We start from the raw sequence: 25,438 nt of genomic DNA, 5'->3' as shown, positions 1-25,438 counted from the left end.
CGTAATGACACGACGACACTGAATTAACCGGTAAAACGTGAAAGAATTTGATCTTATTGGCCGTTACTTTGCAAATGGCGGCCATCAACGAAAAGACGTAATCGTCGGCATCGGTGATGACTGTGCCGTTACGTCTGTTCCTGCAAATCAGCAGCTCGCCATTACCACTGATACACTGGTGTCCGGCGTGCATTTCCTTAAAGATGCGCCTGCCAGATCCGTTGCCTATAAAGCAGTTGCTGTTAATCTCAGTGATCTCGCCGCAATGGGTGCAGAGCCAGCCTGGATTTCTCTTTCCCTGTCTATGTCTCATGTGGACGAGGCCTGGATGGAAGAATTTGCCAGTGGCCTGTATGAGCTCACCAGATACTATTCTGTGCAGCTCATTGGCGGTGACACGGTACGCGGTCCTCTGGCGATGACTATCACTGCGCAGGGTTTTATTCCCCCCGAAGCAGCGTTGAAGCGCAGCACGGCGAGACCCGGCGACTGGATATATGTGACCGGCACTACCGGTGATGCCGGCGCTGGTCTGGATATTCTCAAAGGGTCACGTGAAGCCAAAGAGGAAGACAGGGAGTTTCTGGTTAAACGTCATTTGTATCCCACTCCGCGAGTAGCTGTCGGAGCGGCGCTGCGACGCATTGCCTCTTCCTGTATAGATGTGTCAGACGGCCTGCTGGCTGATTTAAATCACATTCTGAAAGCATCAAATTGCGGTGCAACTGTACACGTAGACCGCTTACCCGTGTCTTCGGCCTTGTTCAATTGTGTGGGTGCACAGGATGCCTACCGTTATGCGCTGACTGCCGGTGATGATTATGAACTGGTGTTCACTGTAAACGAAGAGCAGCGTGGCAATCTGGAAACGTCTCTGGCCAGCACAGGTGTAAAGGCTACCTGTATCGGTCAGGTAACCGGCCAGGCAGGCAAAACAGACTTAAAATTGTATGACGAGCCGTATCAACTGAAAGACGTTGCGGGCTACGAGCACGATTTTTAATGCAACCTGAGTACCGTGCAAGAGTATCAATGAAAAATCCGGTGCATTTTTGTGCACTGGGCTTTGGCTCCGGTCTGATCCCGTTGATGCCGGGGACGTTTGGTTCTCTGGCAGCGATTCCCTTAATTCTGCTCCTTGCGCCGGCTGGTAACTTTATTTTTATCACGGCGACGATATTGAGCTGCATTGCCGGCGTTTACTTTTGCGGTAAAACTGCCACAGATATGGGCGTTCATGATCACGGCTCCATCGTCTGGGATGAAGTGGCCGGTATGCTTCTCACTTTTCTATTTGTTCCGCTGAGTATGTCTACGCTTATTGCCGGTTTCGTGTTGTTTCGCATTTTTGACATTTTGAAGCCCTGGCCTATCGGACCGGTTGATAAAACGGTTCACGGGGGACCTGGCATCATGCTGGATGATATTCTTGCGGGGATTATGGCTTGTGTGTGCCTGCATGCTCTTATATGGCTGGTTCCCGCCATAGGTTAACTTCACGGGCTTATCGAAAAAAAAGCCGTTCTGTGTGAAGCAGAACGGCTTTTTCGTTTATCTATTACAGTATCCTTTCTCAGTCGCCAAAATACGACTTTACCTGACGGATAATACCGGCGGTGTCGAGACCATGTTCAGCATACATTTCCTGCTGGGTACCCTGCAAAATGAAGCTGTCAGGAAGACCAAGATGGAGTGTGTGCATTCTTTGCTTCGCAGATTGCAGATATTCTGTTACTGCAGAACCGGCACCGCCCATGATACAGCCATCTTCCAGGGTCACGATGCCTTCGTGCTCCTTGCAGATTTCATCAATAACCGCAGTATCCAGAGGTTTAACAAACCGCATATCAACCACTGTGGCATCGAGAGCTTCAGCGGCTTTCTCTGCATAAGGTAGCAATGTACCGAAATTCAAAATAGCAAGCTTGTTACCTTTGCGAAGCGTACGTGACTGGCCTAACGGGATTTCAGTCATGCTTTGCTGCGGCGTGATGCCTTTGCCGGCACCACGGGGATAACGCACTGCAGCCGGCTTCTGCGCCTTATGACCGGTATAAAGCATCTGACGGCATTCATCTTCATCAGCAGGGGTCATAATGATCATGTTAGGTATACAGCGTAAAAACGCAATATCAAATACGCCCTGGTGAGTGGGACCGTCTGCACCAACCACACCGGCGCGGTCGATGGCAAACAGCACAGGTAAGTCTTGCAGTGCCACGTCATGGATCAACTGATCGTAAGCCCTTTGCAAGAAGGTAGAGTAAATGGCAACAACGGCGTTATACCCTTCTTTGGCAAGGCCGGCACCGAAGGTCACAGCGTGCTGTTCTGCTATGGCCACATCAAAATATTGTTCAGGGAACTGCTGGGAAAACTTCACCATGCCAGATCCTTCACGCATGGCAGGGGTAATAGCCATGAGTTTGGGATCCTGAGCCGCCATATCGCACAACCACTGGCCGAAAATGGCCGAAAACGTGGGGGCTGAAGGTGCAGATTTAGGCAGGGCGTTATCTTCCGGATTAAATTTTGGTACAGCGTGGAATTTAATCGGATCCTGTTCCGCTACCGGATAGCCTTTCCCTTTTCGTGTAACCACATGCAGGATGTGCGGGCCTGAGAACTGACGCATGTTGCGCAGGGTATCGACCATGCCGTTAACATCATGGCCGTCGATGGGACCAATGTAATTGAACCCGAGTTCTTCAAAAATAGTGCCCGGCACTACCATGCCTTTGATGTGCTCTTCTGCACGGCTGGCGAACTCTTTAATCGGCGGAACGTTACTTAGCAGCTTTTTACCGCCATCGCGGATTTTATTGAAAAAGTTACCGGTAAGCAGACGCGCCAGGTGACTGTTAAGTGCACCGACGTTTTCCGAGATAGACATCTCATTGTCGTTAAGTACCACCACCAGGTCTTTGTTAATGTCCCCGGCATGGTTCAACGCTTCAAACGCCATACCTGCTGTCATCGCACCGTCGCCGATAACAGCAACCACTTTGCGGTCTTTGCCTTCTTTATCTGCTGCGACAGCCATACCCAGCGCGGCGCTGATGGATGTGGACGAGTGACCGACAGCAAAGGTGTCGTACTCACTTTCCGGAGGCCAGGGGAACGGGTGCAAACCATTTTTTTGTCGGATCGTCGACATGCGGCCGGCACGGCCGGTCAAAATTTTATGCGGGTAAGCCTGATGGCCTACATCCCATAATAAACGGTCGAATGGGGTGTTATACACGTAGTGTAAAGCCACGGTCAGTTCTACTGTGCCAAGGCCGGAAGCAAAATGGCCACTGGTCTGACTAACTGAAGCCAGTAAAAACTGTCGCAACTCATCAGCCAGTTCACGGAGTTTTTCCTGTGGCAGCTTTCTGAGTTCATCCGGCGTCAGTGCCTGTGCCAGAACAGGATAGTGCGTTAATTCTAAACTCATTGTTATCGTTTCATTATGTTGTTTAGCATAAATCAGTATGTCCGTTTTACCATCAGGTCCGTAAACTCAGACAGCAATCCGGTATTGTAGGGCAAACTGTCTAAAGCTTGAAGGGCACTGGCATGAAGACGGTTTAATTCAGCCTTCGCCTGTGCCATTCCCAGTAATGCCGGAAACGTATTTTTGCCAAGTTCAATATCGGAACCCTGCGGTTTGCCGGTGATTTCGGCATCACCTTCCACATCCAGAATGTCATCCTGAATTTGAAAGGCCAGTCCCATGTCTCCCGCGTAACCCGTCAGTGCTTCGCGGTGTTCCGGTTTAAGATCACTGCAAAGTACCGTAATCATTTCCGCGCAGGCCTGTAGCAATGCGCCGGTTTTAAGGCGATGCAGACGGGTTAGAGACGCAATGTCGATGGTGGAGCCGGTAGCTGCAAGGTCTATCGCCTGGCCACCGCACATGCCGGCGTAACCAGAGGCTCTGGCAAGAATACTGACCAGTTTTGAGCGCTGACCATTGGCGTAGTCGCTCATGGGAGCATCAGCAAGAATACTGAACGCCAGGGTTTGCAAGGCATCTCCGGCAAGGATAGCCGTCGCCTCATCAAACTGAATGTGACAGGTGGGCTTTCCACGGCGAAGATCGTCATCGTCCATTGCCGGCAGGTCGTCATGGGCCAGAGAATAGGCATGAATGCATTCTATCGCCATGCTCACTGCGGCCTGATCCTGACCGGGAATATCCAGTGTATTTCCGATGATATGCACCAGTAACGGACGCATACGTTTGCCACCGGCAAGGAGCGCATATTCCATGGCTGCGCGAAGTTGTGGTGCGTGATCAGGAAGTGCGGCAACGAGGCGCAGCAAGCTTTCGTCAGTGTCGTGCTTAATCTTCTGACGTAAGCTGTCAATATTTGTCATGAATTACCTGTATAACAAGGTGGAGCGGAGCGGTCTCTCCGCCAGATTTTATCAGTCTTCAGAAGGGGTGAAATCAACCAGCGTTTGTTCACCTTGCTCAGCGAGCAATATTTTGACTTTCTGTTCTGCCTGCGCGAGAGCCTGTTGACTCAGACGGGATAATTTTACGCCACGTTCGAATTTTTCTAAAGCTTCATTCAGCGGCAATTCTCCCGATTCCATTTCCGTCACAATGGCTTCAAGTTCAGCCAGTGATGCTTCAAAAGAGGGCGCAGATGGCGTTTTTTCTGTGGTCACGTCGGATACCCGGTGCAGTTTTAATGATAATCGCGCACATTAACCGGGCAGGCACGCGGGGTCAATTGGTTTGTCCTGTTCCTGTGTGGTCAGACGGCGGGTATCTCTCTGGTTTTATTGGTGATACCTAATAATCAGCATTCATCTGGTAATCTTGTATTTTGATTATAGAATTCATAATACCGGCCGATAGAGTTAATGGCATCGCGATAAGAGAGTTTTTTGAGGAGCAATAAGTGGATTTAGCAACCGTCATAGGCATGTTAGGTGGTATCGGCTTTATTGTCATGGCCATGATCCTGGGTGGGGATTTGGGCATGTTCGTCGATGTTGCCTCAGTGCTCATTGTATTCTGTGGTTCTATCTTCGTAGTAATGTCTCAGTTTACGCTGGGTCAGTTTTTCGGTGCCGGTAAAGTGGCCGGCAAAGCGTTCATGTTCAAAATCGATCCGCCGGAAGTGCTGATTGAAAAAATCGTTGAAATGGCTGATGCGGCCCGTAAGGGCGGGTTTCTCGCACTTGAAGAAGCCGAAATCGATAATGCCTTTATGCAAAAGGGCGTAGATATGCTGGTAGATGGCCACGACATTGAAGTGGTCAGAGAAACGCTGAAAAAAGATATTCAGATGACCACCGAGCGCCATGAGTTCGGTGGTTCAATTTTTAAAGGTCTGGCCGATGTTGCGCCGGCGATGGGGATGATCGGTACACTGGTTGGTCTGGTTGCTATGTTATCAAACATGGATGATCCTAAATCAATCGGTCCTGCCATGGCGGTAGCACTTTTAACAACACTTTACGGCGCCTTCCTGGCAAACGTTATCTGTTTGCCGATTGCAGCTAAACTGGACAACCGTAAAGAGGAAGAGAAACTGAATCAGTCTCTGGTCCTGGACGGTATCGTTGGTATTGCTGACGGTCAGAACCCGAAAGTCATTGAGGGAATTTTGAAAAACTACATCGCTGCCGGCAAACGTGGCGGCGGGGACGAGGAGTAATCTGCTATGTCAGATGAATGCCCTAAATGTCCCCCTCCCGGCCTGCCGGCGTGGATGGGGACGTTCGCTGACCTGATGTCACTGTTGATGTGCTTCTTCGTTCTGCTGCTGTCTTTCTCGGAAATGGATGTACTGAAATTTAAGCAGATCGCCGGCTCCATGAAGTTTGCCTTCGGCGTGCAGAATAAAATTGAAGTTAAAGACATTCCCAAGGGAACCAGTGTTATCGCGATGGAGTTTCGCCCGGGCCGTCCGGATCCGACGCCTATTGAAACCATTCAGCAGCAAACCATCGATATGACTCAGCCAACGCTGGAATTTCAGGCCGGGGATGAGGACTCATCCGGTGGCCGGCAGACACAGCGCGGGTCCCAGCGTGGTGGTCAGGCTCAGCAAACTGCATCAGACTCCGCGGCTTCATCGTCACAAAGCTCTGACAAAGAGCAGGACAACGAAATGATGAAGAAGGTGGCTGAACAACTGCAAAAAGAAGTGGCGGACGGCTCTATTGAAATGGAGTCTTTGGGTCAGCAACTGACTATCCGGATCAGAGAAAACGGTTCATTTTCCGCCGGTTCGGCATTTTTGCAGCCTCAGTTTAAGCCTGTGTTGAGAAAAATCGGCACCTTACTGGCAGAAATGCCCGGTGAAATAGAAATTTCAGGACACAGTGACGGCCAGCATATTGCCAATGAGTTGTACCGCTCTAACTGGGATTTGTCAGCACAACGCGCTGTGGCCGTGGCGGAAGAGATCCGCAAAGCGCCGGGATTTGATGAGTCACGTATGTCCGTGACCGGTCTGGCTGACACCAAACCTCTGGTTGAAAACGCAGCCACTGCTGACGACCGTGCCCGCAACCGCCGGGTAGAAATTAACATCAATCAGGGCAAACCGTTATTGTCTGAACCTATTTCGGTACTGGAAGAATAGCAGGGCGGGAGAAGGGCGCAGCGCTTAGGCGCTACGCTCCCCGTTGTATTGTGTCTCTGAAGTGAGGTTTTGACAGGACCAGCTGAACTGTCGAGATAGTCCGTTCCAGAAATCCGCCTTCGCAATATTTAAGATAGTAAGTCCACATGCGCATGAAGCGCTCGTCATAACCATCCTGCATCAACGGCTCTTTGGCATTGATGAAAGCCTTGTACCAGTCATCCAGCGTCCTGGCATAATCCAGCCCGATATCCTGTAAATCTCTTACAGATAAATCACTGAAACGTTTGAGGTAGTCGTTGATAACCAGCTGTGAGGGCAGAAACCCGCCCGGGAAAATATATTTCTGAATAAAATCCACACTCTTGCTGTAACTGTCGTAACGACGGTCATCAATGACAATCGACTGCAATAGCATCAAACCATCGGCTTTCAGTAGTGAGGCACATTTATCAAAAAAGTTGCCCAGGTAACGTTTACCTACAGCTTCAATCATCTCGATGGACACCAGTTTGTCATACTGGCCTTCGAGTGTCCGGTAATCCTGTTTTAGCAGGGTGACTCTGTCACCCAGATTTTCTCTTTTTATCCAGGCCGCAGCATAAGCATGTTGCTCTTCAGAGATGGTTGTGGTGGTGACTTTGCAGCCATAGTGCTTTGCTGCATAAACAGCCAGACCGCCCCAGCCGGTGCCGATTTCCATCAGGTGATCCGATGGTTTCAGCTGTAATTTGTCACAGATTGTTTTTAGTTTGTGAGTCTGGGCATCGCTCAGCGAAGCGTTAGGATCCGGATAAATAGCCGAAGAATACATCATGGTCTTATCAAGGAACCGCGTATATAACTTGTTACCCAGGTCATAATGAGCTTCAATATTTTTCTTCGCCTGACTTTCAGTATTACGGCGTAAAAAATGCTGTACCTTCTGGAGAGGGAGCACCAGCAGACGGAATTTCTCTTCCCATTTGTCCAGTACGGGTAAGTTACGGGCGAACACTCTGATCACTGAAGTCAGGTCCGGGCTGGTCCATAAACCGTCAGTGTAAGTTTCACCTGATGCCACACTGCCGCCAAACAGCAAATGTCGGTAAGCTTTTACGTTGAGTATGTTTACATCGGCCTTAAGCTCACTTTCCGGATCGCCAAATTGGGCTACGGTAGTGCCATGTTCTTTGATTGTCATGTGACCTTCGGGTAACAGTGACAACACTTTAAAAAATGCACTTCTGCAAGCGCGGTCAATACTGCTGGCTTCCTGCTGAAATATAAAAGTGGATTCGCCGTGTGACATTATCTCGGTTCCTGACTTTTAGGGTGATCGTAAATTGGCGCGCGCTTGATAAATAATTTCAGTGCCTGCCAATAGATACCGGCTACGGTTTTTATTGTCATACTGGGTATACGTCTCAGTGTAGAGCGCAGATTCTCATTATTAAGTGAAATTCTTGTCATGTTCACGCCGGCTACAAAATCCTTTTTCTCCGTGTGACAGGACAGGGATAAGGAAAAGCGCTCACCCGGCGGCGTTATCTGCCATTTATAGGTCATCTCCAGCGGGTTGAACGGCGACACATGAAATGCTTTTTCCGTATCCTGTTGGCTGGCCATATCGACCAGATAATAATGTCTTTCATTCCAGGGTGTATTACTGACTTCAGCCATCATGTGAGTATAGATGCCTGAGGCAGGGTGCCGTAAAAAATAGAAATTTACCGGACTGAAGTACATGCCAAGGGTGCGCAACTGGCCGAGAAAGTAAACATCACCGTCGAGTTCAGCTCCCTTGTTCAGTAACGTCATTTTAGACTTTACCGCAGTTTCAAGGGGCACACTGGCGTCGCCACAATAATCGGGTCGATAGAAGCGGGTGAAATTTCTCCTGTGTACGGAAAACCACTTAAGTGATTCACCGAGACTGTCTGCTTCCGACAGTTTCAGCCAGAATAAAGCGATATCGTATTCAAACTTGTGTTCCACCGGCCTGAACCGCTGGTGGAACGTTTTGCCCAGGTAGATGCCGCTTTCCGTCTGAGAAACCACTTGCTGACTCACAAAGTTGCCCCGAAGCGTTCGCACACATCCAGAGCGCTTCTGACGCCATCTTCGTGAAATCCGTTGTACCAGTAAGCGCCGCAAAAATGCAGACCTTCTTTCCCGCAGATTTCGGCGCGCCGCTGCTGGGCTGCGACCATGGGCGCACTGTATTGAGGATGGGCGTAATCGTAGCGTCGCAGAATTTTTGCCGGATCAATGGCAGCAGTATTATTGAGCGTGACGCAAAAGGTCACCGGTGCGGTATCGAAACGCTGCAATATGTTCATATTATAGGTAACAGCCGCCGGGGCATGATTTTCTTCAGGTGTTTCTTTCAGTCGGTAGTTCCAGCTTGCCCATGCAAGCTTTCTGTCGGGTAGCTGGGTGGTATCCATGTGCAGCACGACTTCATTTTTAGCATAAGGAATCGCACTGAGAATGGCAGATTGTGAAGGCGTAGGCTCAGCCAGCATGGCCAGCGCCTGATCTGAGTGGCAGGCGAAGATGACCTCATCATATTGCTCAGGTTCCAGACCGCCTGCCGTTACCAGCCAGCCGTTACCGTTTTTTTCTACCCGTGAAACCGGTGTCGACAACTTTATATTGTCTTCAAACCCTTTTGTCAGCTTAGGAATATAGCTGTGAGAGCCGTCAATCAGGGTGTACCACTGGGGGCGGTTAGTGACGTTAAGCAGACCATGGTTGTTGAAGAACTGCAGGAAGAAGGCAAGAGGAAACTGCTTCGTTTGCTCCAGACTGGCAGACCATATTGCCGCACACATTGGCAGAATATAATAATTAGCGAAGTCGTCACTGAGCCCGAGGGACTTAATATAGTCAAAGAGTGTGATGTCGAAATCACTTTGTTGATTTTCCGCAGCGCGTTCTTTGCAGGCTTTGTTGAATGCCAAAATATCCCGTACGATCCGCCAGAACCGTGGTCTGAAGAGATTACGTCTTTGTGCAAACAGAGTATTCAGGTTGTTACCGTTATACTCAAGGCCGGTTTTTTCGCTGCGGACAGAAAAGCTCATCTCAGTGGGCTGCCGCCGGACCCCAAGTTTATCCATTAATTTTATAAAGCGGGGGTAAGTCCAGTCATTGAAAACGATAAAGCCCGTATCCACGGGCCACTGTCTGCCTTTTACGTCTATTAATTTTGTTGCCGTGTGTCCGCCAATATAATCGTTGGCGTCGTACACAGTGATCTGATGTTCTTTGTGCAATAAATGTCCGCACGTGAGTCCGGAAATCCCTGTTCCGATAATCGCAATTCGCCGATGCATTATTCTCGTACCTTACTGCTGTTGTCTCATTTTCAGAGACAGCCACCTCTGTATGCCTGCTGGCAGGTTATGCAGCGTGCGCATAATCCAGCCAAACCCTGTAGGGAAGAACAGACTCTTCTTTTGTTTTTCAATGCCGTCGAGCATCGCTTTTGCCGCTTCTTCTGCCGTTATTTTCATAGGCATATCAAAATCATTTTTATCTGTCAGCGGTGTTTCTACAAAGCCCGGAGACACTGACTGAACAATAATGCCTTTTTTCGCCAGATCCACATCCAGACTCTTAGTAAAATAATGCACAGCCGCTTTACTTGCTCCGTAAGCTTCTGTGCGGGTAAACGGAATGAGCCTGGCCATACTGTCTACGATTACCAGCTGATCGCCTTTTTTAAGTTTAGGCAATAATGCGTCGACGCTGTGAATAATCCCGAAAAAGTTGATCTCAAACACCCGTCTGAACATGTCAGGTTCAAATTTATCTACGTCTACATATTCGCAATTGCCGGCATTCAGTACTGCGATATCAAATTGCAGCGGCGCGATGGCGGTGCGGGTAGCATCAAGGTCTGTTAAATCAAATTTTGCGGTGGTGATATTGGATTCAGATGCCAGCTCCGACAGCGCTTCCTCATTTCTGCCACAAGCAATAACATGATATCCCTGACGGGCGGCATGAAGTGTGAAAGCCCTTCCTATGCCCGACGTTGCCCCGGTAACCAACATTGTTTTCATGAAGCCAACCTTGCCTTTATTTTTTTGATAATCCAGCGGAGAAGCGGAATGTGCTCATAAACCATTTCTCCCATGTCGTAGTAATCCCGGTGGTAGAAAATTTTGTCATCACGAACCCTTACAATACTGACACCGTCCAGCGTGATAGTTTTTGCCGGTTGCGCCAGCACTAAATGCATTGTCCAGATAACGGTATATGCGTTGGTGTTATCTTTCTGAGACAGCAGGGTTTCGTGAATATCGAACCGGCATGATTGGGTTTCATTCAGCAACTTTCTGAAATACCCAATCACATTATCCAGCCCGTGATGAGTGGTGATAGGGTCTATAAACTCGATATCAGTTGTATAAATGCTATCAAGGTGGTCAGGGTTGACCTTATGTAATTCGGAATAAAATTCACAAAACCGTTCAATGATGCTCATGATGCAATATTTACTGACTGAGTAATGAAGTATGTAAAATCGTCCTGAATGTATACCAATTTTACTTACACGCGGATCAGAATCAGGCCGGCAGACGAATTATTAAAGCGTGTAAATACTCCGATCCAAATTTATTTTTCGCCGTAGTTAAGCTCAGTGAATAATGAAAATACTGTGTTTATGACGGCTCAAAATCTCCCTTTATTTCCCTTGTCAGCACACCTTCTTCCCGGTGGCCGGATGGCACTCAGAATCTTTGAACCACGCTACGTGCGCATGGTTAAAGAGGTATGTGCCGGTAATGGTCAACTGGTGGTTTGTATGCTCAACACACAGGGTGAAAAGGAAGCCAACACACACTTCTATCCTGTGGGCACTGCAGCGACTGTTATCGACTTCGATATGCTCGATGACGGGTTGCTTGGCATAAAGGTTGCTGGTGTTAACTGTGTAGAGATAAGTAATGTGAAGACTGAGCCCGACGGGCTGCGTACAGGACACTGTCAGCCACTACCAGACTGGCACTGTGATATTACTTCTCAACAAATTTCACCTATAGACGAACGTTTGCAGGAGATTTTTGAGCGCTACGCTGAGGTAGGCCAGTTATATGATGTTCCGGAGTTCCGGAATCCCATTTGGGTAATGTACCGCTGGCTCGAATTATTGCCCGTAGACGCTAAACAGAAACAGTATTTTCTTGCTCAACGCGATTGCCATAAGTTACTGGATTACTTAAAGGCACTTGTGCAGTAAATCACCGTGTAAACTTTACATGGTTGGGGCATGAAACCATTACAATTCTGTAATCTGCTTGAAACACCCGTCTGTAGCAACTATTAACTTGATAGGATATGGACAAATACTTATGTTAGTTGGAATCCCAGTGGAACAAAGTAACAGTGTAATTAAGCCGAAAGATTGTGCGGCAGAAATGTCAGACTATATTGTTAAAGTTGCCGAACAGCGCTGCAAAGCATCGTTTGCAAGGGTGTTTGGATATTTTGCTCCGCGTTTACGTTCTTATGCGTTAAAGCAGATGGGTAATGAAGCTTTAGCCATGGAAATGGTCCAGGATACCATGTCCAACGTATGGCAAAAGGCACATCTGTTTAATGCAGAGAAGGGAAGTCCTTCAACCTGGATTTTTACCATTGCCCGTAACATCCGTTTTGATATGTTACGGAAATTACAGAACAGAAAAGAAGACGTGTGTTCTGACGACTTGTGGCCGGTTCTTTGTGAGCAGACACCAGACGTGAATGAACAGTCGCTGGACGAACAGATTACCCTTGAACAAATCGGGTATATGTTTGAAGAGTTACCGAAGAAACAAAAATCTGTTATTGAAGCCATCTATATTGATGGTAAATCTCAACAGGAAGTTGCAGATGAACTGCATATTCCGTTGGGTACTGTTAAATCCCGTACCCGACTTGCACTGCAACGCCTGAAAGGCATGCTACAGGATCATGATTAATCACCATCCGGAACAAAACCAGCTTTCACAATTTGTTCAAGGTAGTTTATCCCCCGCCGAGTCATTCATTGTCTCGGCGCATTGCGATCTGTGTCCCAGATGTAGAAAAATAGTGTCAGAAGAAACTTCACGGTTCGCTGCAGAGGTATTTGATTTTTCATCACTGTCTCAAGACGAGCAACTGGAAAGTTACAGCGCCATGCTTGCTGACATTACCCAACTCCCTGCTAAGGCAAAGCCGGCAACAAAGGCCGCCTCTGTAAGCTCTATCACTGCGAAACGCGGACGTGGAGAGAAAACCATTGAACTGGATGGTCAGACTTTCGAACTCCCGCCGACGTTACAGCGTGTTATCCACAAAACGGGTTCATGGTCAGGGCTTGTTGGTAAATTGTGGCAGGCTCCGGTCGATCTCGGATATACCGGTGTCGCCAACTTTATTTACATGGGGCGGGGAGGCAGTGTACCAGAGCATACACACCGCGGTGTCGAGTATACGCTGGTACTTGACGGTGAATTTCATGACGGCAAGCACCATTACCGTACCGGAGACTTTGTGGTGATGGATGGCAAGGATACCCATGCGCCTTATTCGGATCACATCAGTGGCTGTCTGGTATTTACCTTACTGGATGAACCGCTGCATTTCACATCAGGTATCGCCAGACTGTTGAATCCGTTTAGTCATCTTTTCTTCAGATAAGCCTTCCTCGCGGCTCTGTGAGCATGCTTAAGACACAAAAAAAGCGCCGTAGCGCTTTTTCGTTTATCATCTGATTAACTGATGAAATCACTGTCCGGAAAATTCAGACGCAGTGTTTTCATAGCATTTTCTTTCAGCTCAGTCAGACCTAACTGGTCATAGCTTGATACCATGATTTCCAGCGCTTCCTGCACCTGATCTGTATTGGAGTAGTTTTCCAGTACGTAGCGTCCGCGATTTGCCGCCGCGACAAAAGCTTCCCGGCGCATATAGAATCGGGCGATGGCAATTTCATACTTCGCCAGCCTTTCTTTGATAAACACCATGCGCTTTTTAGCATCAGCAGCATATTTACTGTCAGGGTATTGCTGGATCAGACGTCTGAAATCTGTGAAAGCTTCCCGCGATTTACTGGGATCACGGTCTGAGCGGTCAATCTGCATCAATTGCTGAAACATGTTTGCGTCGGCTTCCATGTTGGTCAGTCCGCGCATGTAGAACGCATAATCCACGTCTGAGTGGTTCGGGTTCAAACGGATGAAGCGGTCAATGGTCGCCAGCGTTTCATCAATTTTACCTGACTTGTAGTAGCTGTAGATCAGGTCAAGTTGAACCTGATTAGACAACGGACCAAACGGGTAGCGTGAATCCAGTTCACTGAGTGCGGTAGACGCAGCACCGAAATTTCCGTTCTGCATATTACGTTTGGCATTATCATACATTTGCTGGGAACCCATGTTCGCCAGCGCCGCGCGTTGTTCTGAATCGTCAGACGAGCTGCAGCCCGTTACGCTAATCATGACACCAACAACAAGGGGCATCACTAATCGAATTGATTTCATATCTGTTGTCTATTCCTGCTTAACCGACTGATACGTTTAACTGCATTTTCATTATAGCGGCATTCTAGCGCACTCAAACACGCAAACTCCACATAAAAACCGGAAACTTTCCGTTTAACTAACGTAAAGATTGGTATAATGCGCTTTTTTGTAACAGCGAAAGAGTTATATGACCCAGCCTGTAAACACCGTCAAGCTTGAGGCAAACACCGGGCCACACCATTTTGGTCAGAGGTTAGATCAGGTTTTGGCTGATTTGTTCCCTGAATATTCCCGTTCAAAGTTAAAAAATTGGATTCTGGAAGGGAATGTCACTGTGGATGGCGATGTTTTGACCACTCCCCGGCAAAAAATGCTGGGTGATGAATATGTACAGGTCACGGCTGAAATGGAAGTGCAGACCGCCAGCCTGCCACAGAAAATCGACCTGAACATTGTATACGAAGATGATTCGATCTTAATTCTTAATAAGCCTGCTGATCTGGTGGTTCACCCCGGGGCAGGTAATCAGGACGGCACTTTGCTGAATGCGTTGCTGGCCCATGTACCGGGTATTGAAGTGGTGCCACGGGCTGGCATTGTGCATCGTTTGGATAAAGATACCACCGGATTAATGGTGGTGGCGAAGACCGTACCGGCGCAAACGCATTTGGTTAATCAACTTCAGGACCGGGTGATGAGCAGGGAGTATGAAGCACTGGCATACGGCACTATGGTTGCCGGTGGTATCGTCGATGCGCCTATCGGCCGTCATGCAACTAAGCGTACACTCATGGCCGTTCGCGAAACCGGTAAGCCGGCAGTTACTCACTATCGGGTTATCGAAAAGTTCCGCGCACATACGCACCTGCGCCTGAAACTGGAAACTGGCCGTACACACCAGATCCGCGTGCACATGGCACACCTCAAGCACCCGCTGGTGGGTGATACTGCCTATGGCGGCAGAACCCGTTTGCCAAAAGGCGCTACGGAGGAGTGTGTTGAGGCATTACGTGCTTTCCCCCGCCAGGCCTTGCATGCTGCGCAATTGTCTCTGTTCCACCCTGAAACCGATGAATGGATGACTTGGCAGGCGCCGCTTCCTGATGACATGGTTCAGCTGATTGCCACTGTGCGTGAAGACACCAAAATCAAAGGTATGGATGACGTATAAGTGATACCCCTGATCCAACCGGCATGGCCTGTTCCGGACAATGTGTTTGCTTATACCAGTTGCCGCAACGGCGGACTCAGCAGCGGGAACTACGCCAGTTTAAACACCGGTGCCCACGTGGGTGACGATCTGCAATTAGTGGCCGGTAACCGTGCGTTATTGCCCGGCCATGCCTCCATTGTCTGGTTGGATCAGGTGCATGGAGAACACTGCGTTACTTTCGGTGCAGACGTGACCGGCCCTTTACCGGCGTCGCCTTTACAGGCCGATGCTTGTATCAGCAGGACCCCGGCACGCACCTGTGCCATTATGACAGCAGACTGCGTGCCGGTTCTTCTGTGTAATCTTGCCGGTACGGAAGTGGCTGCAATTCACGCAGGCTGGCAGGGACTGGAAAAGGAGATTATCGGACACACCGTCAGCGCGATGAAATCATCTGCGGATAATCTAATGGCCTGGATCGGACCGGCTATCAGTCAACCTTGCTATGAAGTTCCCCGTTCTCTGGCCGGGCGTTTTGCCCGTTACCCTGAAGCGATTGGGAAAATAGACGGCAGCGATAAATGTTTGCTTGATTTACCACTGATTGCACTTAAACAATTGAACGATGCCGGCATAAAAAACGTGACGCAATCGGGTCTCTGTACCTATTCCGATCCCCGCCAATTTTATTCACACCGTCGGGCAACGCATGAAGGCAGGGGGCAAACCGGCCGCATCGTGTCTGTCATAGGTTTGCGTTAAGCCTTTTCAATCAGTCACCCGGTATCATTTGTTTTGTGAGCCGGGCAGATCCCAACATTGATGTTAATCAACAAATTAACCTGGTCTTGAGTTATTTTTTAATCAGATAACTTGAATCACAGCAGATTAATACCCATAAAATTAGCAACGTTATTGCAGGGGATTTTTCATGCGATTAGATAGATTTACCAGTAAATTTCAATTAGCGATTTCCGACGCACAGTCTCTGGCACTGGGTCGGGATCATCAGTTTATTGAGCCCGTGCACCTGATGACAGCCATGCTGAATCAACAGGGCGGCTCTGTACGTCCGTTACTCGATCAAGCCCACGTAAATGTGAATGCATTACGCTCTTCTCTGGCTGAAGCGATCGAGCGGCTTCCACGGGTTGACGGCATCGGTGGCGATGTACAGTTAAGCAAGGACAGCGGAATTTTGCTGAACCTGTGCGACAAGATTGCCCAGCAGCGCAAAGATGAATACATCACATCTGAAATTTTTGTGCTGGCAGCGCTTCAGGACAAAGGCAAATTAGGTGATTTGCTGAAAAGCCTGAATGTGACAAAGGATCAAATCGAAACGGCCATTGATAAAATGCGTGGCGGTCAGAAAGTGACAGATCCTAACGCTGAAGATGTGCGTCAGGCGCTGGAAAAATACACCACTGATCTGACCGAACGGGCAGAACAGGGCAAGCTGGACCCGGTGATAGGCCGTGATGATGAAATCCGCCGCACCGTGCAGGTATTGCAACGCCGGACCAAGAATAACCCGGTGTTAATTGGTGAACCCGGTGTAGGTAAAACCGCCATTGTTGAAGGACTTGCCCAGCGTATTATTAATGGTGAAGTACCGGAAGGGCTGAAGGATAAGCGGGTACTGTCCCTCGACATGGGCGCGTTAGTGGCCGGTGCGAAGTACCGTGGTGAATTTGAAGAACGGCTGAAAGCGGTACTCAATGAACTGGCCAAAGAAGAAGGCCGTGTCATTCTGTTCATTGATGAGCTTCATACCATGGTCGGCGCCGGGAAAGGCGACGGCGCGATGGATGCCGGTAATATGCTTAAGCCAGCGCTCGCTCGCGGTGAACTGCATTGTGTGGGCGCAACCACGCTGGACGAATACCGTCAGTATATCGAGAAAGACGCTGCTCTTGAACGTCGCTTCCAGAAAGTGCTGGTGGATGAGCCGAGTGTGGAAGATACCATCGCCATTTTACGTGGTTTGAAAGAACGTTATGAGCTTCACCACTCGGTAGATATCACCGACCCGGCCATTGTCGCGGCGGCTACATTGTCACACCGTTATATCAGTGACCGTCAGTTGCCTGATAAAGCTATCGATCTTATTGATGAAGCGGCTTCCAGCATTCGTCTGCAAATTGATTCCAAGCCTGAAGATATGGATAGGCTTGAGCGCCGCATCATCCAGTTAAAACTGGAAGAGCAGGCACTGGCAAAAGAAACAGACGATGCCAGCCACAAGCGCCTGGAAATGATCGAGCTGGAGCGTGAACAGGCTGAAAACAAATTGTCCGGTCTGGATAAAATATGGCGCGAAGAAAAGGATGCGATGCAGGGCACGCAAACCATCAAGTCTGAACTGGAGCAGGCGAAACTCGATTTGGAAATCGCCCGCCGGGCGTCAGATCTGAATCGTATGTCAGAGCTGCAGTACGGTCGTATTCCTGAGCTGGAAATGAAGCTGGAAAAAGCGGCGGAGAACGAAACAAAAGAAACCTTCTTATTGAAAAACAAGGTTACCGACGCTGAAATTGCAGATGTGCTGTCCCGCTGGACAGGTATTCCCGTATCCAAAATGCTTGAGGGTGAACGGGAAAAACTACTCAGAATGGAAGATGTACTTCATAAGCGGGTAGTGGGGCAGGCGGAAGCGGTAAATGCTGTGTCCAACGCTATCAGACGCTCACGGGCTGGCCTGGCAGATCCAAACCGACCCATTGGTTCGTTCCTGTTTTTGGGGCCTACCGGGGTAGGGAAAACCGAACTGTCGAAGGCACTGGCCGGTTTCCTGTTTGACACGGAAGATGCACTGGTACGTATCGACATGTCTGAGTTCATGGAGAAGCATTCGGTATCCCGTTTAGTGGGGGCGCCTCCGGGCTATGTTGGCTACGAAGAAGGGGGTTATCTCACTGAAGCCGTGCGGCGTAAACCGTATTCCGTGATCCTGCTGGATGAAGTCGAAAAGGCCCATCCTGATGTGTTTAATATTTTGTTGCAGGTGTTAGACGATGGTCGTCTGACAGACGGGCAGGGGCGTACGGTAGATTTCAAAAATACCGTTGTGATCATGACATCAAACCTGGGTTCTGACGTGATTCAGGACACCCACGACGACAGTCAGTACGATGAAATGAAGCAACGTGTGATGGGCGTGGTCGGACAGCACTTCAGGCCCGAGTTTATTAACCGTGTGGATGATCTGGTGGTATTCCATCCGCTGGGTAAAGAGCAAATTAAATCCATTGCTAAAATACAGCTGGCATCATTACGTCAGCGTTTATCTGAAAAAGGTTACAAACTGGAGTTGTCCGGTGCGGCCATGGATAAGCTGGCGGACGCAGGTTTTGATCCGGTGTTCGGTGCCCGTCCACTGAAGCGGGCTATTCAGACACAAATCGAAAACCCGCTGGCACAGCAGCTGTTATCCGGTGTGTTGTTACCTGAATCAACAATTCGTATTGATGTGAAGGACGATCACCTTATCGTGATGTAAGCCATTCCGTCTCTGGTTTGGAAATAAGATGTCCGGAAAAATGAAAGACCCCTCTGCCTGGCAGAGGGGTCTTTTTTATTCATTAATGATCTGAGTTCATTGAGTCACTGAAGACTTTTGTTGTTTGCGTCTCCAGAATGCCAGTGAGCCACCCATCAGGAACAGCGCCAGAGTACCGGGTTCAGGTACATCGGTTTGTGGCATTTCTTTTTTGGAAAAACCGATAGAAGCCAGTTTAAAGGCATCGTCATACAAGGTTCCGCCAATATCTCCGAACACCAGATTATACGCTCCAATCAGCCAGTATTGGGAATAGGTTGTATCCATATCCACCATCGCCAGATTGGTGTCTTCGCAATTAAGTACGTCATACGAACCCACTGCCAGCGCCTCTCCGGCTATATCTGCCCAGGTGTTTGCACCGGATGTCAGCATAGAGGTGTCGTTCAGAGCTGCTACAGATACCTGTGTATCACCGCTGTTCCAGAGCCAGCTGAACGTTGCTCCGGTTACATTAACCTCTTCATCAAAGGAGATAATGTAAAAATCGTAATCGGTTTCAATTATGTGATAACCGCTGGCATACCAGTCCAGATTAATATTGTCTGCGGCATGCTGGGGGACACCATATTCGCCACTGCGGGTGTCACTGGTAAACGGCGTGTTAGTCACATCTTTATTGATGATACCGTAACCCTCGCCATAATTAATCAGGCTGGCTGTTTCTACAATGTCGTCGCTCAGGTAGTGCTTGCCGTTGGACTGGTTGTAGGTGTAATCGTAATTACGGGAAGAAAAGCCCCGGCCTCCCGTATCCGAATACGCTGTTGTACTGATTGTCACGCCATCGACAACGGCGCTGCTGATACCATCGTTGGCAATCATGTAACGCAAATCTTCAGCAAAGTAGTCACTGGCTGAGCAGCCGGTGTGATTATCGCCACACTTACTGCTCCAACTGGTAGCCTGTGCAGGTACGATGAATACCCCTGACGCAACCAGTGTGGTGACACTCATAATTTTATTAAACTTCATAAATAAAACCTTACGTGGGGACAATGAATCACTGTCTTCACTTTGAGTACAATTAACCGTTTATCTTCCTGCTCTTACACCCGGAGGGTTGCGACAGAAATCTCTTACGTGACGCCTGGAGGCACCCGTATGCTGAACGGAATACAGGCTTGTATTGTAGTTTGGGCGGGCCCTTTATGAAGTATGCGTCTTTATACAAAGGGGACAGGATGAATACAGAGCGCGGGTGTGCTGTGCATGATAAAAGAACAAAAAAGCCGCACGGAAAATGGGGTTCAGTGCGGCCTGATTATTTCAGAGTCAGGTGCGGTGTGTCATATACCGTTAAGTAGTCTGACTGCCAGCGTCTTGCCGTTGTATTCCACTTCAGAGTTGGCAGCCAGTTCAAGGTGTTCCTGCGCTTCAGCTTCGCGTCCCATCTTCACCAGCGTGTACCCGAGGTGGAAGCGGAGTTTCGGGTTAGTCGCCTGACGACTGAACGCCCGTCTCAACATTTCCAGGCTTTCAGCATATTTTCCTTCGTTCGCCAGTACCCAGCCATAAGTATCCAGTATTTCCGGATCGCTGGCATTCAACTGAAATGCCTCTTTAATCCACTGACTGGCCTGAATGGTATTTGTCTGAGCTGACATTTCTGCCAGACGGTTCAGTACTTTCGGTTTGTTCAGTACATTGGGTAATTTAGCCAGCTCGATATATACAGGTATCGACTTCTCAAACTCCCCGGCATTATAGAAATACTGTGCAAGTAAGTTGGCCGGTAACAGATATTCAGGGTGGTCTTTCATTAATTTTCTGGCAATTGATACAAAACCTTCAGGGTTGTTGCCCCGCTCAGCCATTTTATAAGCCGCCAGAAGGGGTTGAGCATAAACAGGTGCGATAGTCAGTGAACGGCCATACGCCTGTGCAGCTTTATCAAAACTGTTGCGACTTTCTGCCAGCAGACCAGCCACATACCAGAAGTCCGCGTTATTTTGGTTTTTCTCAATACGTGAAGCAATAGTGTTCGCCGCGTCAGATACTTTACCCATTGCGATCTGCAGTTTAGCCGTATGCAGGGCAAGATCATTATCGTAAGGAGAGATTTCTCTGGCAGTTGTGAATGCTGCCAGTGCTTCATCAGGACGTCCAAGTTTAATCAGGATGTTGCCATAACGCTCCAGATATTTGGGATTAGTCTGAATAACATCCCTGGCAAGCACAATAGCCTGTTCGGCTTCGTCAACTCTGTCCATCCCGATAAGGATATCGGCTTTCTGCAGCAAGTATGCAGGATTATCAAAATCCTCTTTGAGGAGCTTGTCTAGCTGGTAGAGTGCACCACTCATGTCGCCTTTGGCTGCGGCAACCTGAACCAGTTTTACCCGCGCTTCCTGATTGTTGGGATGCAAGGTAAGCACATCTTTGTATATCAGTACCGCATTATCAATATCTTTAAGTCTTAGCAGGTTTTGTGCTTTCAACAGTTGCGAAGGAACATGACGGGGAACTTGTGCCAGTAACGCATCGAGGAGTTCCAGCGATGCAGGCAGGTTACCCGTCTTAGCATCCAGAGCTGCAAGGTTGAATCTGGCTGAAAAACTGCTCTCATTGATACTCAGGGCTTTATCCAGCAAGTTACGGGCTTTGGCAAATTCTTCCTGTTGTATAAATAAAGTAGCTTTTAGATTATAAACATCGGCTTTGTCCGGAAAAATGTCGATGAGCGCATCTACCGCATTATGAGCGTCATCGTACATGCCGAATCGCATTTTCATAGATGCGTAGGTAAACAGGAAAGTCGGATTAAGCTGCTGAGCAGGATAATTTTTATCAAGCAGTGCCAGTGCCTGTTCTTCCATACCCCGCACTGTCATCAGCTTAATTTTAAATAGTTGCAATTGCAGGGTATTTGGAAATTCTTCTTCCAATGCGCGAACAAGACTGTCTGCCCGGAAGCTTTTGTTCTGATCTATCAGCAAATCACCCAGCAAAAGGGCTGCGTTTAAATCCTGCATCAACAATGACTGTTTTTTCTCCAGCAGTGTTAACGCCAGTTTAGGGCGCTGAGTAGAAATATATGCTTTGGCCAGTAATTTTATTGCCTGCAAGTCATCAGGCACCTTACCCAGGTAACGTTCGAAATCGCCAACCGCTTTTTCGATGTTGCCATTAAAATAGGCAGTAAGGCCGCTGATATAAATAAGTAGCGGTTGGGATTCAACTACGTCCGGCGACAACTCGGAGAGTGTATTACTCAGTTTCTGAATTTCAGTACTGTTTGATGTGACCGTCTGTTCCTGTGTCATCAACCAGTTGTTAAGCAGAATAGCCAGTGGATCGTCCGGAGTACGGGACATGATTTCATCCACATATGCACGGGCGCTTTCAAAGTCATCTCTGGCAATGTAGATATTAACCAGATTACGCAGAGCAATGGGATCGTCTGAATTTATTTCAAGTGCACGTTTAAAGTCTTTGATAGCGGTATCAACGTCGCCCTGACGGTAGCTGAGCTGACCTGTCAGGCGCCACAGAATGGCACTGTTATCATCAATTTCGCGGGATTGTGCGAGAAAGTCTTCAGCGATTTCTGTATCACCGGCCCGCATTGCAATTGCAGCAAGTCCGTTCAGCGCGTTGTCCTTATTGTAGGGCATGGCAAGCATGTCCTGATAAGCTTGTTCAGCACAGACATCATCGTCAAGTTTTGTACAGGCTGTTGCCCGGATCTGTAGCCAGCTTGATTTTTGTTTAGAGCCCAGACGCTTGTACTCCTGAAAATCAAGAATGTCGCGGAAGCGGTTCATAAACAACCAGGCTGTTCCCAGCGGTTCTGCAACCAGATTCAGGTCAGCGCCCATGTCGATGGCTTCCTGAAACTCCAGTTCAGCAGCACGCACATAACCGTTTTGCAGAAGCAGGCGACCCATTAATATCTTGGCAGTCAGGTTATCAGGATCTTTTTGCAGACTATTTTTTAGGTGAACAAACGATTCTTCATATCGTTTTGCATTGTAGGCTTCCAGTGCCTGTTCATAATCTTCAAAGGTTGTAGCATGGGCTGATCCAATAAGGCTCAGTCCGGCCAGACCGAAAAGCGCGCTGCGCACGCGTGAAGCTAACATCCGTTGATTTTTCATAATTCACCTGAATTTGCCGAACAAAAAAGGTGGCATTAAGCCACCTTTTACGGGTAATGCCTGTTAAGGCTTAATCAAATTGACTAAGCATTACGTTTTCTGCGCCACATTGCCAGGGCACCGCCCATGAACAACATCGCGAATGTACCGGGTTCAGTTACCTGCGTTGTTGGTGGCTCTTCACCAGGCTTTTTATTAAAGCCTACGCTGGCTAACTTGAAACCGTCATCGTACATACTATGCCCGATATCGCCGAAGACTGTGTTATACGCTCCGATAATCCAGTATTGAGAATAAACATTATCCAGACCGCTGATTTCTGCTAAATCAGTATCGTCACAGTTAAGAACATCAAACGAACCTACTGCCAGCGCATCACCTGCAATCTCGCCCCATGTATTCACGCCTGAAGTAAGCATAGATGTGTCGCTCAATGCTGCAACAGAAACCTGTGTCTCAGTTTCTTTCCATAGCCAGCTAAATGTTGCGCCAGTTACGTTTACGTCCTCGTCGAAAGAAATAAGCACATAGTCAAAGTCAGTATCAATTACGTATTGGTAATTTGACCAACCTTCTTCTTTCTCGTTGTCAATTGAATGGTCCGGCGAATATTTCGCCTTTTCATCTTCGTTAACGATCCCGTATCCATTACCGTATTGTTTAAGGCTGGCTTCTTCGACGTTTACGTCGGAGACAATGTCATAGTAACCATATTTCGTACCTACCTTCTCCATACCTTTGGTATCAGAATAAGCAGAAGCGTTGATAGTTACACCATCAACTACTGCATTGCTGATACCATCGCTGGCCAGGCTGTACATTAAGTCATCTGCGAAATAGTCAGCTGCATTACAGCCATCACCTGTGTTGCCACCATTGCCACAACCACTGTGCCAACCACCAGAATAGTTAGTTGCCATAGCAGGTGCAGTAATAGCGCTTGCAAGGACGAGTGTCGTCACTGACGCGATCTTACTTATCTTCATATTAAAAACCCCTTTTATACCTCGATTTCATACCTCAATCCGATCTAAGCACTTACCGTGCCACTTGTTATTGTGTTGATTTTTATAGGGAAAATTTAGGTTGGATTTAGGTTTAAAAATTCCTACGTAAAAAATACTGACATGATACAAAAGTAGTTAAAGTTGATTTATTTATTATAATTCAATGTGTTAATGAAAGATCTCGTGAATTAAATTGAGGTATGTCAGCCCATACTAAGTAATAGGCATTCTCTGGTATATTTGAACCGTGCGTAGTGCGGGTATGTATGAAATAATGGATTGGTCAGTATTAATTAACTTGAGGTTTTATGACGGACACAAAAAGGAAAGGCATCTACCTGTTGCCTAATTTACTTACCACCGCAGGGTTGTTCTCGGGTTTTTATGCCGTAGTCGCGTCTATGAACGGCAGTTTCGAAGCTGCTGCGGTTGCCGTTTTCGTTGCAATGATATTTGATGGGCTCGATGGAAGGGCTGCCAGGATCACCAACACCCAAAGTGCGTTTGGTGCTGAATACGACTCTATGGCCGACATGGTGTCCTTTGGGGTTGCTCCGGCGCTGGTTGCTTACAACTGGGGTTTAAGTGAATTAGGTAAGCTGGGATGGCTCGCCGCCTTTATATATGTAGCTGGTGCAGCGTTACGTCTGGCGCGGTTCAATACGCAGGTGGGTATTGCTGACAAACGATTCTTTCAGGGGTTGGCAAGCCCGGCTGCTGCAGCCGTTGTATCCGGGTTGGTCTGGGTAGGCGTTGAATATGATGTGAATGGCAACGATTACGGTTTTGTTGTAGCACTGATAACCGGTGCGGCCGGCTTACTCATGGTGAGTAACTTCAAATATAACTCCTTTAAAGAAGTAAACTGGAACGGCAAAGTTCCTTTTGTTGCGCTTCTTATTATTATGCTTGTGTTTGTAATTGTGGCGACAGAGCCTGCATTAGTGCTTTTCCTTGTCTTTGCCCTTTATGCACTTGCCGGACCCATTAATACATTCCGTACGGTTGATAAGGTAACGCTTCAGGATGTAGTGGGGGACCATGAAGAGAAGGACGCCGATTTTTCTGTTGATGATGATAAGGCAGATGAAAAAACTATTGATAATGATGAACCAGAGCATAAGTCATAGCACCGGTTACCTGAAATAATCTAGAAAAGAGATATCAGAACAGACGAAATTAAGACGTTTTGTTTATTTAATTATCAATGTGTTTAAAAAGCGACCGCTCAGGTCGCTTTTTTACTTTTTACGGTAATTAAGGGTTGACGGGAAGGTTCATGTGAGTAGAATGCGCGTCCTCGGTTCAGGGAGCTGACACAAAGCACCGGAAACGAGTTTTTGGAAAGCGTTTTGAGAAGAAAAAACTTCAAAAAAATGATTGACAAAAAAATGATGCAGAGTAACATACGCATCCCGCTTGAGACGGCTAACAGCAAGGCTTAAGCAATTGTTCTTTAAAAATTTATAACAAGACAATCTGTGTGGGCACTCGTTAAGAGTGTCAACCGACGATTCATAAAAGTTTTTCGATATATTT

The 25,438-nt window shown here is 48.0% G+C and carries 23 protein-coding genes; 11 read left to right on the top strand and 12 right to left on the bottom strand.

Features of this window, described 5'->3' with window-relative positions; all coding sequences use genetic code 11:
- The first annotated feature begins 37 nt into the window (after positions 1 to 37).
- Positions 38 to 1,003: a thiamine-phosphate kinase gene (thiL, locus tag ACXAH4_RS11800; RefSeq protein ID WP_349587900.1), complete on the top strand. Its 966-nt coding sequence runs from the start codon at positions 38 to 40 to the stop codon at positions 1,001 to 1,003.
- A complete protein-coding gene (locus ACXAH4_RS11795; RefSeq protein WP_474842461.1) occupies positions 1,003 to 1,494 on the top strand; it encodes a phosphatidylglycerophosphatase A family protein in 492 nt (163 codons plus the stop codon). Before thiL ends, ACXAH4_RS11795 begins: the two co-directional genes overlap by 1 nt.
- Before the next feature lie 79 nt (positions 1,495 to 1,573).
- On the opposite strand, the gene dxs is transcribed toward ACXAH4_RS11795, so the two are convergent.
- Genes dxs through xseB form a run of 3 tightly spaced genes read right to left on the bottom strand, consistent with a single transcriptional unit; the run spans position 1,574 to position 4,662 of the window.
- A complete protein-coding gene (dxs, locus tag ACXAH4_RS11790) occupies positions 1,574 to 3,439 on the bottom strand; it encodes a 1-deoxy-D-xylulose-5-phosphate synthase (RefSeq protein WP_474882015.1) in 1,866 nt (621 codons plus the stop codon).
- Between the two features lie 32 nt (positions 3,440 to 3,471).
- Positions 3,472 to 4,365: a farnesyl diphosphate synthase gene (locus tag ACXAH4_RS11785; protein WP_474882013.1), complete on the bottom strand. Its 894-nt coding sequence runs from the start codon at positions 4,363 to 4,365 to the stop codon at positions 3,472 to 3,474.
- Positions 4,366 to 4,416: 51 nt separating this feature from the next.
- Positions 4,417 to 4,662 (bottom strand): exodeoxyribonuclease VII small subunit, encoded by a 246-nt coding sequence (gene xseB / locus ACXAH4_RS11780; protein ID WP_119501919.1) that lies wholly within the window; start codon positions 4,660 to 4,662, stop codon positions 4,417 to 4,419.
- 236 nt (positions 4,663 to 4,898) lie between these two features.
- On the opposite strand from xseB, the gene pomA reads away from it, so the two are divergent.
- Both pomA and ACXAH4_RS11770 read left to right on the top strand, forming a co-directional pair.
- Positions 4,899 to 5,660: a flagellar motor protein PomA gene (pomA, locus tag ACXAH4_RS11775; protein WP_474848069.1), complete on the top strand. Its 762-nt coding sequence runs from the start codon at positions 4,899 to 4,901 to the stop codon at positions 5,658 to 5,660.
- Between the two features lie 6 nt (positions 5,661 to 5,666).
- Positions 5,667 to 6,593 (top strand): flagellar motor protein MotB, encoded by a 927-nt coding sequence (locus tag ACXAH4_RS11770; RefSeq protein WP_119501917.1) that lies wholly within the window; start codon positions 5,667 to 5,669, stop codon positions 6,591 to 6,593.
- 31 nt (positions 6,594 to 6,624) lie between these two features.
- On the opposite strand, the gene ACXAH4_RS11765 is transcribed toward ACXAH4_RS11770, so the two are convergent.
- Genes ACXAH4_RS11765 through ACXAH4_RS11745 form a run of 5 tightly spaced genes read right to left on the bottom strand, consistent with a single transcriptional unit; the run spans position 6,625 to position 11,070 of the window.
- Positions 6,625 to 7,884 (bottom strand): class I SAM-dependent methyltransferase, encoded by a 1,260-nt coding sequence (locus ACXAH4_RS11765; RefSeq protein ID WP_474842452.1) that lies wholly within the window; start codon positions 7,882 to 7,884, stop codon positions 6,625 to 6,627.
- Positions 7,884 to 8,645 carry a DUF1365 domain-containing protein gene (locus ACXAH4_RS11760; protein WP_474882011.1) on the bottom strand — a complete coding sequence of 254 codons (762 nt, stop codon included), beginning with the start codon at positions 8,643 to 8,645 and terminating at the stop codon, positions 7,884 to 7,886. The genes ACXAH4_RS11765 and ACXAH4_RS11760 overlap by 1 nt, the downstream gene beginning before the upstream one ends.
- The gene (locus ACXAH4_RS11755) at positions 8,642 to 9,913 is read right to left on the bottom strand and encodes an NAD(P)/FAD-dependent oxidoreductase (protein ID WP_474882009.1); all 1,272 of its coding nucleotides are present in this window, start codon (positions 9,911 to 9,913) and stop codon (positions 8,642 to 8,644) included. Before ACXAH4_RS11755 ends, ACXAH4_RS11760 begins: the two co-directional genes overlap by 4 nt.
- A gap of 12 nt (positions 9,914 to 9,925) precedes the next feature.
- Positions 9,926 to 10,645, bottom strand: coding sequence for an SDR family NAD(P)-dependent oxidoreductase (locus ACXAH4_RS11750; protein WP_474882007.1), 720 nt, complete (start codon positions 10,643 to 10,645; stop codon positions 9,926 to 9,928).
- Positions 10,642 to 11,070: a nuclear transport factor 2 family protein gene (locus ACXAH4_RS11745; protein ID WP_474842444.1), complete on the bottom strand. Its 429-nt coding sequence runs from the start codon at positions 11,068 to 11,070 to the stop codon at positions 10,642 to 10,644. The genes ACXAH4_RS11750 and ACXAH4_RS11745 overlap by 4 nt, the downstream gene beginning before the upstream one ends.
- A gap of 180 nt (positions 11,071 to 11,250) precedes the next feature.
- On the opposite strand from ACXAH4_RS11745, the gene ACXAH4_RS11740 reads away from it, so the two are divergent.
- The 3 genes from ACXAH4_RS11740 to ACXAH4_RS11730 all read left to right on the top strand — a co-directional run bounded on the left by ACXAH4_RS11740 (position 11,251) and on the right by ACXAH4_RS11730 (position 13,253).
- A complete protein-coding gene (locus ACXAH4_RS11740) occupies positions 11,251 to 11,826 on the top strand; it encodes an LON peptidase substrate-binding domain-containing protein (RefSeq protein ID WP_474882005.1) in 576 nt (191 codons plus the stop codon).
- A 112-nt stretch (positions 11,827 to 11,938) separates the two neighbouring features.
- Positions 11,939 to 12,550, top strand: coding sequence for a sigma-70 family RNA polymerase sigma factor (locus tag ACXAH4_RS11735; protein ID WP_119501911.1), 612 nt, complete (start codon positions 11,939 to 11,941; stop codon positions 12,548 to 12,550).
- On the top strand, positions 12,543 to 13,253 hold the full coding sequence (locus ACXAH4_RS11730; RefSeq protein WP_474882003.1) for a ChrR family anti-sigma-E factor: 711 nt from the start codon (positions 12,543 to 12,545) through the stop codon (positions 13,251 to 13,253). The genes ACXAH4_RS11735 and ACXAH4_RS11730 overlap by 8 nt, the downstream gene beginning before the upstream one ends.
- Positions 13,254 to 13,327: 74 nt before the next feature.
- Here ACXAH4_RS11730 and ACXAH4_RS11725 read toward each other — a convergent pair whose 3' ends face one another.
- Positions 13,328 to 14,095: an outer membrane protein assembly factor BamD gene (locus tag ACXAH4_RS11725; protein ID WP_119501909.1), complete on the bottom strand. Its 768-nt coding sequence runs from the start codon at positions 14,093 to 14,095 to the stop codon at positions 13,328 to 13,330.
- Positions 14,096 to 14,264: 169 nt separating this feature from the next.
- Here ACXAH4_RS11725 and rluD point away from each other — a divergent pair, with 169 nt between their 5' ends.
- The 3 genes from rluD (at position 14,265) to clpB (ending at position 18,732) form a co-directional block, all read left to right on the top strand.
- Positions 14,265 to 15,248 carry a 23S rRNA pseudouridine(1911/1915/1917) synthase RluD gene (gene rluD / locus ACXAH4_RS11720; RefSeq protein WP_474848084.1) on the top strand — a complete coding sequence of 328 codons (984 nt, stop codon included), beginning with the start codon at positions 14,265 to 14,267 and terminating at the stop codon, positions 15,246 to 15,248.
- Positions 15,249 to 15,992, top strand: coding sequence for a peptidoglycan editing factor PgeF (pgeF, locus tag ACXAH4_RS11715; protein ID WP_474842434.1), 744 nt, complete (start codon positions 15,249 to 15,251; stop codon positions 15,990 to 15,992). It abuts the gene before it with no gap.
- A 169-nt stretch (positions 15,993 to 16,161) separates the two neighbouring features.
- Complete coding sequence (gene clpB / locus ACXAH4_RS11710) at positions 16,162 to 18,732, top strand: ATP-dependent chaperone ClpB (RefSeq protein WP_119501907.1); 2,571 nt, start codon at positions 16,162 to 16,164, stop codon at positions 18,730 to 18,732.
- Positions 18,733 to 18,828: 96 nt separating this feature from the next.
- On the opposite strand, the gene xdp1 (ACXAH4_RS11705) is transcribed toward clpB, so the two are convergent.
- The 3 genes from xdp1 (ACXAH4_RS11705) to xdp1 (ACXAH4_RS11695) all read right to left on the bottom strand — a co-directional run bounded on the left by xdp1 (ACXAH4_RS11705) (position 18,829) and on the right by xdp1 (ACXAH4_RS11695) (position 23,878).
- The gene (xdp1, locus tag ACXAH4_RS11705; RefSeq protein WP_474882001.1) at positions 18,829 to 19,767 is read right to left on the bottom strand and encodes an exosortase-dependent surface protein XDP1; all 939 of its coding nucleotides are present in this window, start codon (positions 19,765 to 19,767) and stop codon (positions 18,829 to 18,831) included.
- Positions 19,768 to 20,081: 314 nt separating this feature from the next.
- Complete coding sequence (locus tag ACXAH4_RS11700; protein WP_474881999.1) at positions 20,082 to 22,892, bottom strand: tetratricopeptide repeat protein; 2,811 nt, start codon at positions 22,890 to 22,892, stop codon at positions 20,082 to 20,084.
- 83 nt (positions 22,893 to 22,975) lie between these two features.
- Positions 22,976 to 23,878 (bottom strand): exosortase-dependent surface protein XDP1, encoded by a 903-nt coding sequence (gene xdp1, locus ACXAH4_RS11695; RefSeq protein WP_474842428.1) that lies wholly within the window; start codon positions 23,876 to 23,878, stop codon positions 22,976 to 22,978.
- A 329-nt stretch (positions 23,879 to 24,207) separates the two neighbouring features.
- Between xdp1 (ACXAH4_RS11695) and pssA the strand changes: the two genes are divergently transcribed.
- Positions 24,208 to 25,029 (top strand): CDP-diacylglycerol--serine O-phosphatidyltransferase, encoded by an 822-nt coding sequence (gene pssA / locus ACXAH4_RS11690; protein WP_474842426.1) that lies wholly within the window; start codon positions 24,208 to 24,210, stop codon positions 25,027 to 25,029.
- Positions 25,030 to 25,438: the final 409 nt, after the last annotated feature.

This window comes from Alteromonas sp. ABV2_168, assembly GCF_056161165.1.
This window is presented reverse-complemented; position numbering and strand designations above follow the sequence as displayed.

Coding starts and splice junctions, on each gene's coding strand:
- ACXAH4_RS11795 (WP_474842461.1), top strand. CDS start 1,003: ATGCAACCTGAGTACCGTGCAAGAGTATCAATGAAAAATCCGGTGCAT.
- dxs (WP_474882015.1), bottom strand. CDS start 3,439: ATGAGTTTAGAATTAACGCACTATCCTGTTCTGGCACAGGCACTGACG.
- ACXAH4_RS11785 (WP_474882013.1), bottom strand. CDS start 4,365: ATGACAAATATTGACAGCTTACGTCAGAAGATTAAGCACGACACTGAC.
- ACXAH4_RS11770 (WP_119501917.1), top strand. CDS start 5,667: ATGTCAGATGAATGCCCTAAATGTCCCCCTCCCGGCCTGCCGGCGTGG.
- ACXAH4_RS11765 (WP_474842452.1), bottom strand. CDS start 7,884: ATGTCACACGGCGAATCCACTTTTATATTTCAGCAGGAAGCCAGCAGT.
- ACXAH4_RS11755 (WP_474882009.1), bottom strand. CDS start 9,913: ATGCATCGGCGAATTGCGATTATCGGAACAGGGATTTCCGGACTCACG.
- ACXAH4_RS11750 (WP_474882007.1), bottom strand. CDS start 10,645: ATGAAAACAATGTTGGTTACCGGGGCAACGTCGGGCATAGGAAGGGCT.
- ACXAH4_RS11745 (WP_474842444.1), bottom strand. CDS start 11,070: ATGAGCATCATTGAACGGTTTTGTGAATTTTATTCCGAATTACATAAG.
- ACXAH4_RS11740 (WP_474882005.1), top strand. CDS start 11,251: ATGACGGCTCAAAATCTCCCTTTATTTCCCTTGTCAGCACACCTTCTT.
- ACXAH4_RS11735 (WP_119501911.1), top strand. CDS start 11,939: ATGTTAGTTGGAATCCCAGTGGAACAAAGTAACAGTGTAATTAAGCCG.
- ACXAH4_RS11730 (WP_474882003.1), top strand. CDS start 12,543: ATGATTAATCACCATCCGGAACAAAACCAGCTTTCACAATTTGTTCAA.
- ACXAH4_RS11725 (WP_119501909.1), bottom strand. CDS start 14,095: ATGAAATCAATTCGATTAGTGATGCCCCTTGTTGTTGGTGTCATGATT.
- rluD (WP_474848084.1), top strand. CDS start 14,265: ATGACCCAGCCTGTAAACACCGTCAAGCTTGAGGCAAACACCGGGCCA.
- clpB (WP_119501907.1), top strand. CDS start 16,162: ATGCGATTAGATAGATTTACCAGTAAATTTCAATTAGCGATTTCCGAC.
- xdp1 (WP_474882001.1), bottom strand. CDS start 19,767: ATGAAGTTTAATAAAATTATGAGTGTCACCACACTGGTTGCGTCAGGG.
- ACXAH4_RS11700 (WP_474881999.1), bottom strand. CDS start 22,892: ATGAAAAATCAACGGATGTTAGCTTCACGCGTGCGCAGCGCGCTTTTC.
- xdp1 (WP_474842428.1), bottom strand. CDS start 23,878: ATGAAGATAAGTAAGATCGCGTCAGTGACGACACTCGTCCTTGCAAGC.
- pssA (WP_474842426.1), top strand. CDS start 24,208: ATGACGGACACAAAAAGGAAAGGCATCTACCTGTTGCCTAATTTACTT.